Source organism: Rhodoferax sp. (genome assembly GCF_023701345.1).
Lineage (GTDB): Bacteria > Pseudomonadota > Gammaproteobacteria > Burkholderiales > Burkholderiaceae_C > Rhodoferax.
The window spans coordinates 1-14,319 of sequence record NZ_JAMPXE010000089.1; the positions used below are offsets into that span (position 1 = coordinate 1).

Below are 14,319 nucleotides of genomic sequence, written 5' to 3' on the forward strand. Positions count from 1 at the left end.
GACCTGGGCACCATCGAGTCGGTGGACCTGATCGGCCTGGCCGCCGAGGAATGCGCCCGTGTCGATGCCGAGCTTGATCTGCCGCCAGAATTGCAAACGGGCGCGGCCACCGCGGAACTGGCGGTTCCAGGCATCAGCAAACTGCTGCGCCGTGCCGTACGCAATCTGCTGGAGAACGCGCGCCGATATGGTGCCGGCGAGATCCGCCTGAGCTTGAGCCAAACGGACAGCCATGTGGTGATCCGGGTCTCGGACCATGGCCCCGGCGTTCCTGTGGCATTGCGGGAGCGCATTTTTGAGCCCTTTTACCGCCTGCCTGGCGCCACCGAACGCGATGGCGGCGTGGGCCTGGGCCTGGCCCTGGTCAAGGCCATTGCCCAACGTCACGGTGGCCGGGTCGCGTGCGAGGACCGGCCCGGCGGCGGCGCCACTTTTGTACTTGAACTGCCGAAAAAATAGGCGTCGCCTCCGAAATCGGAAAGGCATCAAAAATCGACCTCAAAACCCCCCAATTGGGGGATACCGGGGCCACCCCATGGCCGCTATAGTTGATCCAACTGCTGTCACAGTCATGTAGCACAGACCTTGGTCAGCGTCCTTGAATTTCTTTGATGTCGTCTCTGGGTCCGTGAAGTTTCCAACGACGTTCCTCCCACAGAGGAACCTTTACAAGCCACCTTCGGGTGGCTTTTTTTTGACCCGTGCGAAGGACAAGTCTCAAGCCTGGATTCAACCGGTCGTTGCGGATTTACCCCAGACAGATTCACTCCCAGATATTGAGGCCAGCTTGATGGACGCTTAAAATCGGCCCAAACGAAGCTCTGGTTTTTCGGTGCGAATTACGTTAAATCGCAAGGGTACAGGAGGCGCACATGGCTCTTTATCGACATGCCTTGCCGCAACTCGGTGGCGGCCTCTACCTGACCGATGGCGGTCTTGAAACCACGCTGATTTTCCACGACGGTCTGGAACTGCCCGATTTCGCCGCGTTTCATCTGCTCGGAACACCGGAAGGCCGGGCTGCCCTGCGCAAGTACTTTCAGGCCTACGCAGAGATTGCCAGACGCTTCGCTACCGGACTCATTCTCGAAAGCGCGACCTGGCGGGCCAGCGCCGATTGGGGATGCAAGCTCGGCTATACAGCCGAGTCATTGACCCATGCCAACCGGAAGGCGATCCAGCTGCTGGAAGAAATTCGGGACGAATACCAATCCAGGGCGACGCCGGTGGTTATCAGCGGATGCCTCGGTCCCCGTGGGGATGGCTACTTTCCTGATCGCGTGATGAATGCGCAGGAAGCACAGGCTTACCACCGCGAGCAAATCGAGGTGTTCGCCAACAGTGCGGCGGACATGGTGAGCGCACTCACCCTGAACTACGTGGACGAAGCGATTGGCATGGCGCGTGCAGCTCAGCGGGCAGCAGTCCCCATCGCAATTTCCTTCACCGTTGAGACCGATGGCAATCTGCCCAACGGGCAATTGCTCAAGACAGCGATCGAGCAAACGGACGAAATGACCGCCGGGTACCCGTCCTATTACATGATCAACTGCGCCCATCCCACACACTTTGCGCAGGTTCTGGCCGAGGGCGGGGCATGGTTGGAGCGGATTCGGGGCCTGCGGGCGAACGCCTCGCGAAAGAGCCATGCAGAATTGAATGCGTCTTCGGAGCTCGACATGGGCGACCCTGTTGAACTTGGCGCGCAGTACGCCGCGCTCAGCAAGCAGCTTAAACGACTCAACATCATGGGCGGATGCTGTGGTACAGACCAGCGCCACGTAGAACAGATTGCGCGAGCTATAACAATGGTCTGACTTGGTCCGGCAGGATGTCGTTGAGGCAGCGCGTGTGACCCAGCGGGCAGACCCGCTCAAAACACGGTGCACAGTCCAGTGGCGGCTGGTAGACGGCGTCGGTCTTGAGCCATAACACCGTGGCCAGAGCATTCAGCGGTGGCGTGTGCAGCGGGCTGCTGGAGCCAAAAATAGCCACCTGCCGGACACCAAAACCAGCCGCGACATGCATCAGGCCGGAGTCATTGCTGACAATGCTTTTACAGGCTGCGATCACAGCCAGCGCTTGTGCCAGCGTGGTCTTTCCTGCCAGATTGAGGCAGTGCCCCGGGCGCCGGGCATTGACCGGATCGGCAATGCTGGCACACAGCCCGGCCTCCTTGCCCGAGCCCAGCAACACCACGGGTGCATCGAGCTGCCCTGCCAGCGCGGCAAAGTGGGCGGCCGGCCAGCGTTTGGCGTCGCCGAATTCGGCACCCGGCGCAAACACGTGATAACCCATGCGTGTCAGGCGCAACGCGTGCAAGGCGGTGTCGACGTCCTGCTTTGACAGATGCAACTGCGGCCGGTCGGCCGCCACATCCGCCGCCCCGCTCAAGGCCGAATAAAACGCCACCATCGGCGGGCGCTGCCCCTTGGCCGGATTGCTCAGGCGCTGCGTCAACAGCCCGAAGCGCGCCTCGCCCAGATAACCGATCCGCTTGGGAATACCCGCCAAAAAAGGCAGCAGTGCGCTTTTGAGCGAGTTGGGGCAGATGGTGGCACAGTCGAACCGGCCTTTGATCTGCCGCGCCAGGCGCCAGCGTTCGCGCCATTGCAGGCCGCCGTGGGCAAACGGAAATTCAATGACTTCTGCCACCTGCGGCATGGCCCGGTACACCGGTGCCACCCAGGGCAAGGCCCCGACGGTGAGCTGTTCACCGCGCGCGTGCAAACGGCGCAACAGCGGTTCGGTCATCACCGCGTCGCCGATCCATTGCGGGGCGATGATGAGTGAGCGCTTCAAGCCAGCTTAAGACTGAAATTAATTGGAATCTGACCCCAATTAATGGCCGTGAAAGTGCTCGCCTTCCTTGAGCTTGTACACGGTGCCGCAATAGGGACACTTGGCCTGGCCGGTGTGGGCCACGTCCAGATAGACCTTGGGGTGGCTGTTCCAGAGTTTCATGTCAGCCAGCGGACTGGGGCAATAAACACCGCCTTGATGGTTGAGGTCTTTGGCCAGCAGTTCTACAGTTGCGCTTGTCATGTGTTTCTTTCTAATTCACGTAAAAAATGTCGTCATTGCGAACGCAGTGAAGCAATCCATGACTTCCGGCTGCATGGACTGCCGCGCTGCGCTCGCAGTGACGCAAATGAAACCGTCCTTGCGAGGAACGTAGTGACGCGGCAATCCGTATGCGGTATCAGGCCGGATATGGCTGGCTCGCAATGACGGCTGTCTTTCATTGTTCGGCTTGAACCTATTGACGCCTGTCCCGCAAGGTCTCAGACTTTCGTCAGCCAGTGGGCGTATTTGGGGTTGCGGCCGTTGACGATGTCAAAGAACGCGCTCTGGATTTTCTCGGTGATCGGGCCGCGGGTGCCGACGTAACCGGCCTTGCCCAGCTCGATGCGGTCCAGTTCGCGAATGGGCGTGATCTCGGCTGCCGTGCCGCTAAAGAAGGCCTCATCGCAAATGTAGATCTCGTCACGGGTGATGCGCTTTTGCACCACTTCAATGCCCAGGTCCTGGCAGATGCAGAGCACGGTGTTGCGGGTGATGCCATTGAGCGCACCGGCTGACAGGTCGGGGGTGTAGACCACGCCGTCTTTGACGACGAACACGTTTTCGCCGGAGCCTTCACTGACGAAGCCGTTGGCGTCGAGCAGCATGGCCTCGTCGTAGCCGTCGTCCAGCGCCTCGGTGTTCGCCAGGATGGAGTTGGTGTAGTTGCTCACCGCCTTGGCCTGCGTCATGGTGATGTTGACATGGTGGCGGGTGTAGCTCGAAATTTTCACACGGATGCCGCGCGTCATGCCTTCGTCGCCCAGGTAAGCGCCCCAAGCCCAGGCCGCCACCATCAGGTGGATGTGGTTGCCCTTGGGGCTGACGCCGAGCTTGCGGCTGCCGATCCAGCTCAAGGGGCGCAGGTAGCAGGATTCGAGCTTGTTGGCACGCACCACATCAACTTGCGCCTGCATGATTTGCTCTTTGCTGAACGGAATCGCCATGCGCAGAATTTTGGCGCTGTTGAGAAGACGCTGGGTGTGCTCCTCGAGCCGGAAAATGGCGGTGCCGTCGGCCGTTTTGTAGGCGCGCACCCCCTCAAAGACACCACAACCGTAGTGCAGGGTGTGGGTCAGGACGTGAATCTTGGCATCACGCCATTCCACCAGTTGGCCATCCATCCAGATTTTTCCATCGCGGTCAGACAGGTCGGGCGGTAAGGGGCTCATCGGTTATTCCTTCAAATTAAGGGGGCAATGCTACAAATTGCAGATTCTACGGGCCCGGCGCAGTGCTGTTGCGACATGTTCATTGGTTGGGGTCAGAGCACGTCGCTGCGCGAGTGGTCTGACCCGCAAGCTTACAGGTTTCTCACCACTTCCATGGCCTGCTCGACGCGCTCGACGGCGTGGATCGTCAGGCCTTCGAAATCTTTGGCCTTGAGGTTCTTGGGCAGATTGGCCCTGGGCACCACGGCCACGCTGAAGCCCAGCTTGGCGGCTTCCTTGAGGCGCTCCTGGCCACGCGGTGCCGGTCGCACCTCACCGGCCAGGCCGATCTCGCCAAAAGCAAAAAAACCTTTCGGCAACGGCTTGCCGCGCAGACTGGAGGTGATGGCCAGCAGCACCGCCAGATCGGCGGCCGGCTCGGAAATGCGCACACCGCCGACCGCGTTGACAAACACGTCCTGGTCCATGCACGCCACCCCGGCATGGCGGTGCAGCACCGCCAGCAGCATGGCCAGGCGGTCCTTGTCCAGCCCCACGCTCAGGCGCCGGGGGCTTGGGCCGCCGCTGTCGACCAGCGCCTGGATTTCGACCAGCATCGGGCGCGTGCCCTCCAATGTGACCATGACACAACTGCCCGGCACCGGCTCGGCGTGCTGGCTCAGAAAAATGGCGCTCGGGTTGCTGACCCCCTTGAGGCCTTTTTCGGTCATGGCAAAAACACCGATTTCATTGACCGCGCCAAAGCGGTTCTTGATGGCGCGCACCAGCCGGAAACTGCTGTGGGTGTCGCCTTCGAAGTACAGCACGGTATCGACCATGTGCTCCAGCACGCGCGGACCGGCCAGCGCCCCTTCCTTGGTGACGTGGCCCACCAGCACAATGCACGTCGCCCGGCCAGGGGTGACGCCGTCTGAGCGTCCGCTGGCTTTGGCATAGCGCGTCAGGTGGGCCGCGCATTCGCGCACCTGGGCCACCGAGCCGGGCGCGGAGGTGAGTTGGTCGGAATAGACCGTCTGGATCGAGTCGATCACCGCAATGTCGGGCTGCATGGAAGCCAGCGTGGCCAGGATTTTGTCGAGGCCGATTTCCGCCAGCACCTTGACTTGGGAGCCGTCCAGGCCCAGGCGGCGCGCGCGCAAGGCCACCTGGGCGCCGCTTTCTTCGCCAGTGACGTAGAGCGTGCTCTGGCCACTGCGCTGCAACGAATCCAGCGCCTGCAACAGCAGGGTCGATTTGCCAATACCGGGGTCGCCACCAATCAGCACCACGCCGCCTTCGACCATGCCGCCACCGAGCACCCGGTCCAGTTCCTCGTGACCGGTCGGCGTGCGCGCCATGTCCACCGCGTCAATGTCACCCAGCACCGCCACTTCAGCGGTCCTGGCCAGGGAGGCAAAGCGGTTTTTGGTGGGACTGGCACTCTCGGGGGCGGATTCAATCAGCGTGTTCCAGGCATTGCAGCTGGGGCATTTGCCTTGCCATTTGGGGCTGGAGCCGCCGCAATCGGAGCAGACGTAGTGGGTTTTTTCTTTGGCCATGGGGGAATAATACTGTCTAAATCCACAGATTCACAACACATCCGGCGTGGTGCGACGGCGTGACATATCGCACGGTGTCGCAGGGAACATTGTGATAACTTTGTTCATTGACACCAGCGCGTCATCCGGCAGCTGAACGGCTTGATCGCGTCGGGCCTAATCGACTGACACCTGCACGGCAACGGGCGATGGCCCTGCAATTCTTGCTGCATTTCAAAAACCTGCTGGGCTGCTTGTGGCATTCTTTCTGGTCGTGGTTCTGAAGGGGGAGAACAATGGTTTTACCGGCATCAGACAAAGGCCTGAGCGCGGCGCAGGCCGCACAGGCCTTGCGCGACGATGGTCCCAACGAGCTGCCCGATGCGCACAAGCGGGGTCCGCTGGCCATTGCGCGCGAAACCCTCTCCGACCCCATGTTTGCCTTGTTGCTGGCGGCCGGTGTACTGTACCTGGTACTGGGTGACTTGCAGGAGGGACTTGTTTTATTCGGGCTGGTGCTGGTGGTGCTGGCCCTGACGCTTTACCAGGAGGGCAAGACCGAACGCGCGATCGAATCCTTGCGCGACCTCACCAGTCCGCGCGCGCTGGTGCTACGCGACGGCGCGGCGCTGCGCATTGCCGGGCGCGAGGTGGTCGTCGGCGATGTGCTGATGCTGGCAGAGGGCGACCGCATCCCGGCCGATGCGGTGCTGCTTCAGGGCACCGAGGTGCAGGTGGATGAATCGCTGCTCACCGGCGAGCCCGTGCCGGTGGACAAGGTGGTGGCCGCATCTGACCAGCCCAGTGACCCGACCGCAACAGAGTTGGCCCTGTTCTCGGGCACTTTGTTGGTACGTGGACACGGCTTGGCGCGCGTCACCGCCACCGGCAGGTTCAGCGAGATTGGCCGCATTGGCCAGGCGCTGGGCGGCTTGACGACTGAGGCTTCACCGCTCAAACAACAAATGGCGCACCTGGTCAAGGTGCTGGCGCTGGTGGCATTGGGTGCGAGCCTGTTTTTGCTGGCGGCTTATGGGTTGATACGCGACGACTGGCTGGGCGCCTTGCTGGCCGCCATTGCGCTGGCCATGGCCTTGCTGCCACAGGAATTCACGGTGGTGCTGACGGTGATTCCGGCTCTGGGCGCGTGGCACCTGTCCAAACAGAACGTGTTGACCCGGCGCATTGCCGCCATTGAAACCCTGGGCGCCACCAGCGTGCTGTGCGCCGATAAAACCGGCACTTTGACAGAGAACCGCATGACAGTCGCCGAGCTCTATGTGCCGCGGCCCCAGGCGCAGCCTGTCACGGGCGGGACCAAGCGCAAATTTTGCGAGCAGGCTGACAACCTGGCGATTGACTACGGCACCACGACCGAAATGCCAGAGTGCTTCCACACCCTGGTGGAATACTCCATTCTGGCCAGCGTGACCGACCCTTTCGACCCGATGGAAAAGGCATTTCACCGGCTGGGGCAACACTTCCTGCAAGACACCGAGCACCTGCACCGCGACTGGACCTTGATGCAAACCTACGGCCTGACGCCAGAACTGCGCGCCATGTCGCATGTCTGGCAGGCCACCCATGGCGCGGATCATGTGGTGGCCGCCAAGGGCGCACCCGAGGCCATCGTGGACCTGTGTCATCTGGATGGCGCAACACAAGCAAGCATTGCCCGCGCGGTCGAAGCCATGGCGGCCAGGGGACTGCGCGTGCTGGGGGTGGCGCGTGCCCGCTTTCAGGGCCAGGACTGGCCGGCCATTGAGCATGACTTTGACTTTGAATTCATTGGTCTGCTGGGTCTGGCCGACCCGCTGCGCGCCGGGATCCCGCAGGCCGTCACAGAAGCCCACAGCGCCGGCATCCGGGTGGTGATGATCACCGGCGACTATCCGGCCACGGCGCTGGCCATTGCCGACCAGGCCGGGCTCAAGCCCGGGCCCGACGGGCTTCTCACCGGCGCTGCCCTGGCTGAGCTGAGCGACGCCGAATTGCAGCAGCGCATGGCCGGCGTGAGCATTTGCGCCCGCATTGCCCCGACGCAAAAACTGCGCATCGTGCAGGCACTCAAGGCGGCGGGCGAGGTGGTGGCCATGACCGGCGACGGCGTCAACGACGCCCCGGCCCTGAAAGCCGCGCATGTCGGCGTGGCCATGGGCGGGCGCGGCACCGACGTCGCGCGCGAAGCGGCTTCCATCGTGCTGCTCGACGACAACTTCGCCTCGATCGTCGGCGCGGTGCGGCTGGGCCGGCGCATTTTTGACAATCTGCGCAAGTCCATGTCCTACATCCTGGCCGTGCATGTGCCGATCGCCGGCATGGCGCTGCTGCCGGTGCTGTTGGGCTGGCCGACGATCTTGTTTCCTTTGCACATCGCATTTCTGGAGCTGGTGATCGACCCGGCCTGCTCGATGGTGTTCGAGAACGAACCCGCCGAGCCGGATGTGATGCAGCGCCCGCCGCGCGATGTCAGGCAACCCCTTTTTGGCGGCATGACGTTGGGGCTCGCCTTATTGCAGGGCCTGGGCGCGCTGGCCGTGGTACTGGCCGCCACGGTCTGGGGCGCCGGCCAGTTGACCGAAGGCAGTGCGCGCGCCCTCGCCTTTGCCGTGCTGGTGTTCACCAACCTGGCGCTGATCTTTTCCAACCGCAGCCGCGCCGGTGCTTTTTGGGCCGGCTTAAGGGTGCCCAACCGCACGCTGTGGCTGGTGGTGGCGGCCGCCTTGAGCCTGTTGGGGCTGGTGCTCTATGTGCCCTGGCTGGCGCGCCTGTTTTTGTTTGAACCCCTGCCCATGGCCTGGCTGGCAGGCGCAGCGGGCCTGGGGCTGGCCAGCGTGCTGTGGTTTGAATTGCTCAAGGTCATAAAAACCAAAATGGCGCCATAATGGAGGCAACATCCATTTTGGAGCCAGTATGCCAAACCTCTCCATCAAAGACGTCCCTGAAGCCTGGGCCCAGGCCTTGCGCGAGCGCGCCGCGCGCAACCACCGCTCGCTGCAAGGCGAATTGATGGCGCTGATCCAGCGCGTGGTGGCGCCAGACAACAGCGATCAGTCAACACCCAACAATCAGCCGGGCGCGCCAGCCCGCTTTGGTACGGTCGTGGGATTCGACCGATTGGGTCACCCGATCGTTCGGCGCGGCTGGAAAACGGTGGAACAAGTGGCAGCAGAATTGAAAGCCAAGTACCCCAACGGCCCGGTGCCAGGTCAGGGGTCAAGCATCGACATGATTCGTGAAGACCGGGATAGCCGATGAGCAACCCCTCAACGGCGTCATCGGCCATCCCGACTTTGTACCTGGCCGAACCGCCTGCACTGTATTTGGTGCGCCCGCCTTTGGTCGTCGATTGCAGTGCGCTGGCCGGCATTGTGTTTCAGGAGTCATGGCAACAACAAGCCCAACAAAGCATTACTGGGCACACGCTGCATGCGCCCAACTTGCTTCCGTTTGAGATCACCAGCGTCGCAGTCAAAAAATTACGTCGAGGCGAGGCTCACGCTGCTGACGGCTTGGCACAATTTCTGGACATGACCATTGAATTGCATGAAATAGATGTGCAGACGGCCTGCGCCCTGGCCCTGCAATACCAGCTCAGCGCCTATGATGCGTCCTACCTCTGGCTGGCCGCCGAGCTGACATGCCCGCTGGCCACCTTTGACGAAAAACTGGCCACTGCCGCGCAAGCACATCTGAGCAGCTTGCCCTGACCCCACTCGCCAACGCTATTTTTTCGGACACCACCATGGCTTCTCTACCCACCGACAACGCGACCGACACCACGTCGCAACAGCGTTTTCTGAGCCTGCTCAAGCACGACATCCTCAAGCTCGATGCCGCCGAGCTTGACTTTGGCATCTACCGCATCCTCAACTACCGGCGCACGCAAGTGCTGGCGTATCTAGACGACACCTTGCCGCAACGCATTGCCCAGTGGGCCTCTGAACTGGCCCAGCACAGCGGTCAGGCTTTGGCGCAGAGCGAAGCCGCCAACTGTTACTACCACCTGCACACTTTTTTCAGTCGCTACTGGGACGAGGGCGACTTCATTCCCCGCGCCCGCCGTGGCGGCGGCGCCGCCTATGCCGTGCCCTACCATGGCCAGGACACCCACTTTCACTGGGCCACCAAAGGCAGCCACTACATCAAAAGCGGCGAGCTCTTCAGCCGCTTTGCCTACACCGACGGCCCGGCTGAAGTGCGCTTCACCCTGGCCCGCGCCGACACCGAAAAAGACAACGCCAAAGGCAATGCCAAACACTTCTTTCCGACCAGCTTGAAAGCCGCAGCAGGCGGCTTCGAGCTGCAATGGCAGTGGCGTACCGCCACCGATGCAGAAGTCAAACGCTACAAAACAAAAAACACTGCCCAAAACGCGGAAGACAGCGACGAAGACACCAATTTCGCCACCGAAGGCAACACGCTGCAAGACCGCGTGCTCAATGCCTGGCTCGCGGGCGATGACTTCAAGGGCGCGCGGCCCCCTGCCAGCCTGAACCCTGACACGCTGGCACGCAACGCGCGCCGTTTTGTGCGCAAGAACACCAGCGACTTCTTTGTCCACCCCCAACTGGGCGAATTCCTGAAGGGCGAGCTCGAGGTGTACCTCAAACACGAGTTTGTCCAGGTGTGGGACGCACCCGACAGTGAACTGCCGCGCATCCGCGCCAAGTTCAAACTGGTGCGCCAGATTGCGCTCGACCTGATCACCTTTTTGAACCAGATCGAAACCTTTCAAGCCACCTTGTTTGAAAAACGCAAATTTGTGCTGCAAGCCGACTACCTGGTGCAATGCAGTTGGTTGGTGCGTGAGGCGGGTGCAGCGGGCCAAGCGCTGGTGGCCGAGGCCTGCGCCAGCGACACCCAGGCCAAAGAATGGGCGCAGTGGGTTGGCGACAAAGCCAAAAAACCCAACGGCAAAAAACTGTTGACGGCCTGCCCACACCTGCCGCTGCACACCCGGCACTTTGGCCCCGACTTCAAGGCACGCGTGCTGGCCTGTTTTGACGACCTTGAGGCCGCGCTCGGCGGCGAACTGGTGCACGCCGACAACTACGCCGCGCTACGCACCCTGGAGCCCGCCTACCGCGAGCGGGTGAAGTGCATTTATATTGATCCGCCGTACAACACCGATGCCTCACCGATTGACTACAAGAATGGCTTTCGGGAGTCAAGCTGGCTGTCTTTGATGGACCGCCGGGTGCATTGCGCCATGGGCATCCTTAACCAGGCTGGCGTGTTATGCATTGCCATTGATGACGCAGAAAATGCCGCCTTGCGGCTGCAACTGGAACACAGCTACCCCGACACCATGTTGGGTACGGTGGCAGTGCGGGCCAACCCGTCGGGTCGCCCGACCAAATCCGGGTTTTCGGTATCGCATGAATACGTCCACTTCGTGGGCAAAAGCACCAGCGCAACAGTGGGAAAAATGAACCCGACCGAAGACCAGGCCGCGCGCTTTTCCGAAGAAGATAAGGACGGAGCTTTTGAGTGGCGCAATCTGCGCAGAGAGGGGTCGGACTCAGATCGCGCTGCCAGACCAGCGATGTTTTATCCATTATTTGTATCTGCTTCGGAAGTACGAATTCCTCAGATGGTGTGGGACGAAGAAGAACAGGCATGGCAACTAACGGAAGTACCGTTGCCGGACGAGACAGTCGTCTTTCCGATTGATGAAAAAGGAAATGAAAAACGTTGGCGATGGGGTTATGAAACCGTCCGCGGCAACATGAAGGACATCGCGGTGCGCAAAGACCGCAGCGGGAAAAACTATGTCTATTACAAACGTCGTCCCAATGAGGAGGGTGTGGTTGCTGTCACCACTTGGTTTGACTCCAAGTACAGCGCCACCGAACACGGCACCGCGCTGCTGAAAAAGCTGTTTGGCAAACCGCCTTTTTCTTATCCCAAGTCAGTCCATGCAGTGCAGGACAGCATTTATGTAGGCGGTGCCAATCGTGCCGACGCCATTACCCTCGACTTCTTCGCCGGCAGTGCCACCACAGGGCACGCCGTCATCAACCTCAATCGCGAAGACGGTGGCGCGCGCAAATTTTTGCTGGTGGAGCAGGGCGAATACTTTGACACCGTGACACTGCCGCGCATCGCCAAGGTCATGACCGCGCCCGAGTGGAAAGACGGGCAACCCAAAGACAGCGTGCAGCACGCCGATGGCGCTGACCCAGCGCACTGGAGCCGTCGCACCTTGCCGCTGGTGCGCGTGCTGCGCCTTGAGCGTTATGAAGACAGCCTCAACGCCCTCGATCTGGGGCAACACGGAGCGCCAGACCAGGCTGGGCAGGCGCAAACCGCCATGAATCTGGTCTCGCACGATGCCGGCGAGCACCTGCTGCGCTACTGGCTCGTGGACAGCGTCGGTGGTGACGGCACCACGGCAGCGAACACCCATGCGGTGCGCCTGTCCAGCACCGAACTCACGCACCCGTTTGACTACCAGCTCACGCTGTTCGAGTCCACCGGCGAGCGGCTGGAGACTGTCAACATGCTGGAAACGGCCCGGCTGCTGCTGGGGCTGGTGCCCAAACGCCAGATTGAGCTGCGCGACCCACAAGGCCAGCGCCACCAACTCATGCACGCGGTGCTGGCCGCTGACCTGGCCCGCCAACAAAATCCTGACCAGAACCGTTCGGTCGCCCCGCACATACCGCACCAACCCGTGCTTTTATGGCTGCGCAACGCAGACGATGAACGCACGCCCGAGCTGGCGCAAGCCGAATACGAGTGGCTCTGCGCCCAACTGGCAACGGTATGGGGGCTCGCCCTGGGCGACTTTGGCACCGTCTTTCACAACCGGTCTGCCTTCTGGCCAGCCGGGGTGCGCGCCGCCAGCATCGACAGCCTGCTGGCCCAGCGCATGATGGAGCGAGCCAAGTGACCAAACCCGCCAAAGCCCCCAGGTCGCCCAGCGCCCGCAGTCAGCGTTTTGACCGCAGCCTGTTGCTGGTGCGCTGGCTGGCCAACGAATGGGGTGGCCGCTACAACGAACTGCTGGAACGGGTCAAAGACGCCCCCGATGCCGGTGCGCCCGGTGCCTCCGCGCGCTTGGGCGCCGTGCTGTCACGCAAGGGCGTACGTGTGGCCCCCGATGTGCTGGCAAAACACGAACGCGCCTTCATGGTCAACTGGGCCGGCATTGCCAGCGCACGTGAGGTGGCCACTGGCGAGCGCTTTGCATTGACGCATTTTCAGTGGCTGGCGGCGCTGTTTGTCGAGCATTATTTGTACCGGCTGGCCGCGCCGGGCGGTCGCGCCGACATGGTGGTCGAGATCAACACCCTGCGCGAACAGGAATTGCCTTTTTTGCCAAAGGTGACCGGCCCCGACCTGAACCGGCTGGCGCTGTGGATGGCCACTGGCAGCGGCAAGACGCTGATGCTGCACCTCAACACCTTGCAGTTTTTGCGCCATGCCTCGGGCATTTTGGGCAGTGCACCGCAGCGCGTGCTGCTGCTCACGCCCAACGAGACCCTGTCCAGCCAGCACCGCGCAGAGCTGGCCTTGAGCGGTATTGACGAGGTCGTGCTTGAGCGCTCGCTGGAGATTACCGAGCTCACCAAGCTCTACCTGCCCGAAGACAAGGACGGCCAGCGGGTGCGGGTCAAGGCGGGGGTGTCGGTCAGTACCGACCAGTACCCCGGCCCCAACCTGCTGCTGGTCGACGAAGGGCACAAGGGCGGCAAAAGCAACTCGGGCGACGAGTCGGCTTTTAGGGAGCGCAGGCAAGCGCTGACAGGCACACACAAATTGCACCCGGTTGAAGGTGCTCCCGGTTTTGAGTTTGAATACTCGGCCACGTTTGCCCAGATTGCCGATGGTGATGCCGATTTCTTCAACGATTACGCCCGTTGTACCGTGTTTGACTACGGTTACCGTCGCTTTCACGACGATGGTTTTGGCAAAAGCCCGAAAAGCCTGGTCACGCGCGACATACATGCCCAAGACCTGGTGCTGGCGGCCGCGCTGGTCGCCTTTTGGCGGCAGGTGCGCTACTTCAGTGCCGACGCGGTGCGGGCACAAAGCTACCGTCTGAGTTCGCCGCTGGCGGTGTTTGTCGGTCAGAGCGTCACAGGCAAAAGCCAGGACGTGGTGCAAGTGCTGGCTTTTCTGGCCCGCTTTGCAGGCGATACCGACGGTGCCCAGGGCTTGCTGGCACAGGTGCTGGATGCCGCCAACCCGATTCAGCAGGCGCTGTTTGCCGCGCAACTGGATTTACGCGCCGAGCGCGAGTTGGGTGCACCGGGCCTACACCAGCAAATGTGTCTTGATTTGTTTGGCGGATCAGGGCAATTGGCGGTGCGGGTCCTGTCCAAAGACGAGCTGGGGCTGCGCCTGCCAGGCGCGCCGGGTGACCACTGGTGCGGCACCGCCTATGTGGGCGATGCGCCCAAGCTGGCGGCGGCGCTCAAGACTGCGGGGGTGACGGTGGAAGCACCCGATGCCGTCACGGGTTCGCTGTTTGCACGCCTGGACGATAGCCCGGAATTGAAGTTTTTGATGGGTTCGCGCAAATTCATCGAAGGCTGGTCAAGCTTTCGGGTCAGCAC

General features: G+C 61.7%; 12 protein-coding genes. 8 read left to right on the top strand and 4 right to left on the bottom strand.

Going from position 1 to position 14,319, the window contains the following annotated elements; translation table 11 throughout:
- The coding region (locus NDI87_RS12230) for an ATP-binding protein (protein ID WP_296275538.1) at window positions 1-459 on the top strand (459 nt) is incomplete at its 5' end.
- 413 nt (window positions 460-872) lie between these two features.
- The gene (locus tag NDI87_RS12235; RefSeq protein ID WP_296275539.1) at window positions 873-1,817 is read left to right on the top strand and encodes a homocysteine S-methyltransferase family protein; all 945 of its coding nucleotides are present in this window, start codon (window positions 873-875) and stop codon (window positions 1,815-1,817) included.
- Here the strand turns inward: NDI87_RS12235 and waaF are convergent.
- From waaF to radA, 4 genes are all read right to left on the bottom strand, one after another.
- Complete coding sequence (gene waaF / locus NDI87_RS12240) at window positions 1,801-2,802, bottom strand: lipopolysaccharide heptosyltransferase II (protein WP_296275540.1); 1,002 nt, start codon at window positions 2,800-2,802, stop codon at window positions 1,801-1,803. The genes NDI87_RS12235 and waaF overlap by 17 nt on opposite strands.
- Before the next feature lie 39 nt (window positions 2,803-2,841).
- Window positions 2,842-3,045, bottom strand: coding sequence for a zinc-finger domain-containing protein (locus NDI87_RS12245; RefSeq protein WP_296275541.1), 204 nt, complete (start codon window positions 3,043-3,045; stop codon window positions 2,842-2,844).
- A gap of 239 nt (window positions 3,046-3,284) precedes the next feature.
- Window positions 3,285-4,235: a branched-chain amino acid transaminase gene (locus NDI87_RS12250; RefSeq protein ID WP_296275543.1), complete on the bottom strand. Its 951-nt coding sequence runs from the start codon at window positions 4,233-4,235 to the stop codon at window positions 3,285-3,287.
- A gap of 131 nt (window positions 4,236-4,366) precedes the next feature.
- A complete protein-coding gene (gene radA / locus NDI87_RS12255) occupies window positions 4,367-5,773 on the bottom strand; it encodes a DNA repair protein RadA (protein WP_296275545.1) in 1,407 nt (468 codons plus the stop codon).
- Between the two features lie 107 nt (window positions 5,774-5,880).
- Here radA and NDI87_RS17500 point away from each other — a divergent pair, with 107 nt between their 5' ends.
- The 6 genes from NDI87_RS17500 to NDI87_RS12280 form a co-directional block, all read left to right on the top strand.
- Entirely contained in the window at window positions 5,881-6,036 is a 156-nt protein-coding gene (locus tag NDI87_RS17500; protein WP_366028824.1) for a cation-transporting P-type ATPase, read from the top strand.
- 12 nt (window positions 6,037-6,048) lie between these two features.
- Complete coding sequence (locus tag NDI87_RS12260; RefSeq protein WP_296275547.1) at window positions 6,049-8,637, top strand: cation-translocating P-type ATPase; 2,589 nt, start codon at window positions 6,049-6,051, stop codon at window positions 8,635-8,637.
- A 28-nt stretch (window positions 8,638-8,665) separates the two neighbouring features.
- Window positions 8,666-9,010, top strand: coding sequence for a hypothetical protein (locus NDI87_RS12265; RefSeq protein WP_296275549.1), 345 nt, complete (start codon window positions 8,666-8,668; stop codon window positions 9,008-9,010).
- A complete protein-coding gene (locus tag NDI87_RS12270) occupies window positions 9,007-9,462 on the top strand; it encodes a type II toxin-antitoxin system VapC family toxin (protein WP_296275551.1) in 456 nt (151 codons plus the stop codon). Before NDI87_RS12265 ends, NDI87_RS12270 begins: the two co-directional genes overlap by 4 nt.
- Before the next feature lie 35 nt (window positions 9,463-9,497).
- Entirely contained in the window at window positions 9,498-12,650 is a 3,153-nt protein-coding gene (locus tag NDI87_RS12275) for a DNA methyltransferase (RefSeq protein ID WP_296275552.1), read from the top strand.
- Window positions 12,647-14,319: DEAD/DEAH box helicase family protein (locus NDI87_RS12280; RefSeq protein ID WP_296275554.1), on the top strand; the 1,673-nt coding region annotated here is incomplete at its 3' end. The genes NDI87_RS12275 and NDI87_RS12280, both read left to right, overlap by 4 nt.

Coding starts and splice junctions, on each gene's coding strand:
- NDI87_RS12265 (WP_296275549.1), top strand. CDS start 8,666: ATGCCAAACCTCTCCATCAAAGACGTCCCTGAAGCCTGGGCCCAGGCC.
- NDI87_RS12245 (WP_296275541.1), bottom strand. CDS start 3,045: ATGACAAGCGCAACTGTAGAACTGCTGGCCAAAGACCTCAACCATCAA.
- NDI87_RS12235 (WP_296275539.1), top strand. CDS start 873: ATGGCTCTTTATCGACATGCCTTGCCGCAACTCGGTGGCGGCCTCTAC.
- NDI87_RS12275 (WP_296275552.1), top strand. CDS start 9,498: ATGGCTTCTCTACCCACCGACAACGCGACCGACACCACGTCGCAACAG.
- NDI87_RS12260 (WP_296275547.1), top strand. CDS start 6,049: ATGGTTTTACCGGCATCAGACAAAGGCCTGAGCGCGGCGCAGGCCGCA.
- radA (WP_296275545.1), bottom strand. CDS start 5,773: ATGGCCAAAGAAAAAACCCACTACGTCTGCTCCGATTGCGGCGGCTCC.
- NDI87_RS12250 (WP_296275543.1), bottom strand. CDS start 4,235: ATGAGCCCCTTACCGCCCGACCTGTCTGACCGCGATGGAAAAATCTGG.
- NDI87_RS12270 (WP_296275551.1), top strand. CDS start 9,007: ATGAGCAACCCCTCAACGGCGTCATCGGCCATCCCGACTTTGTACCTG.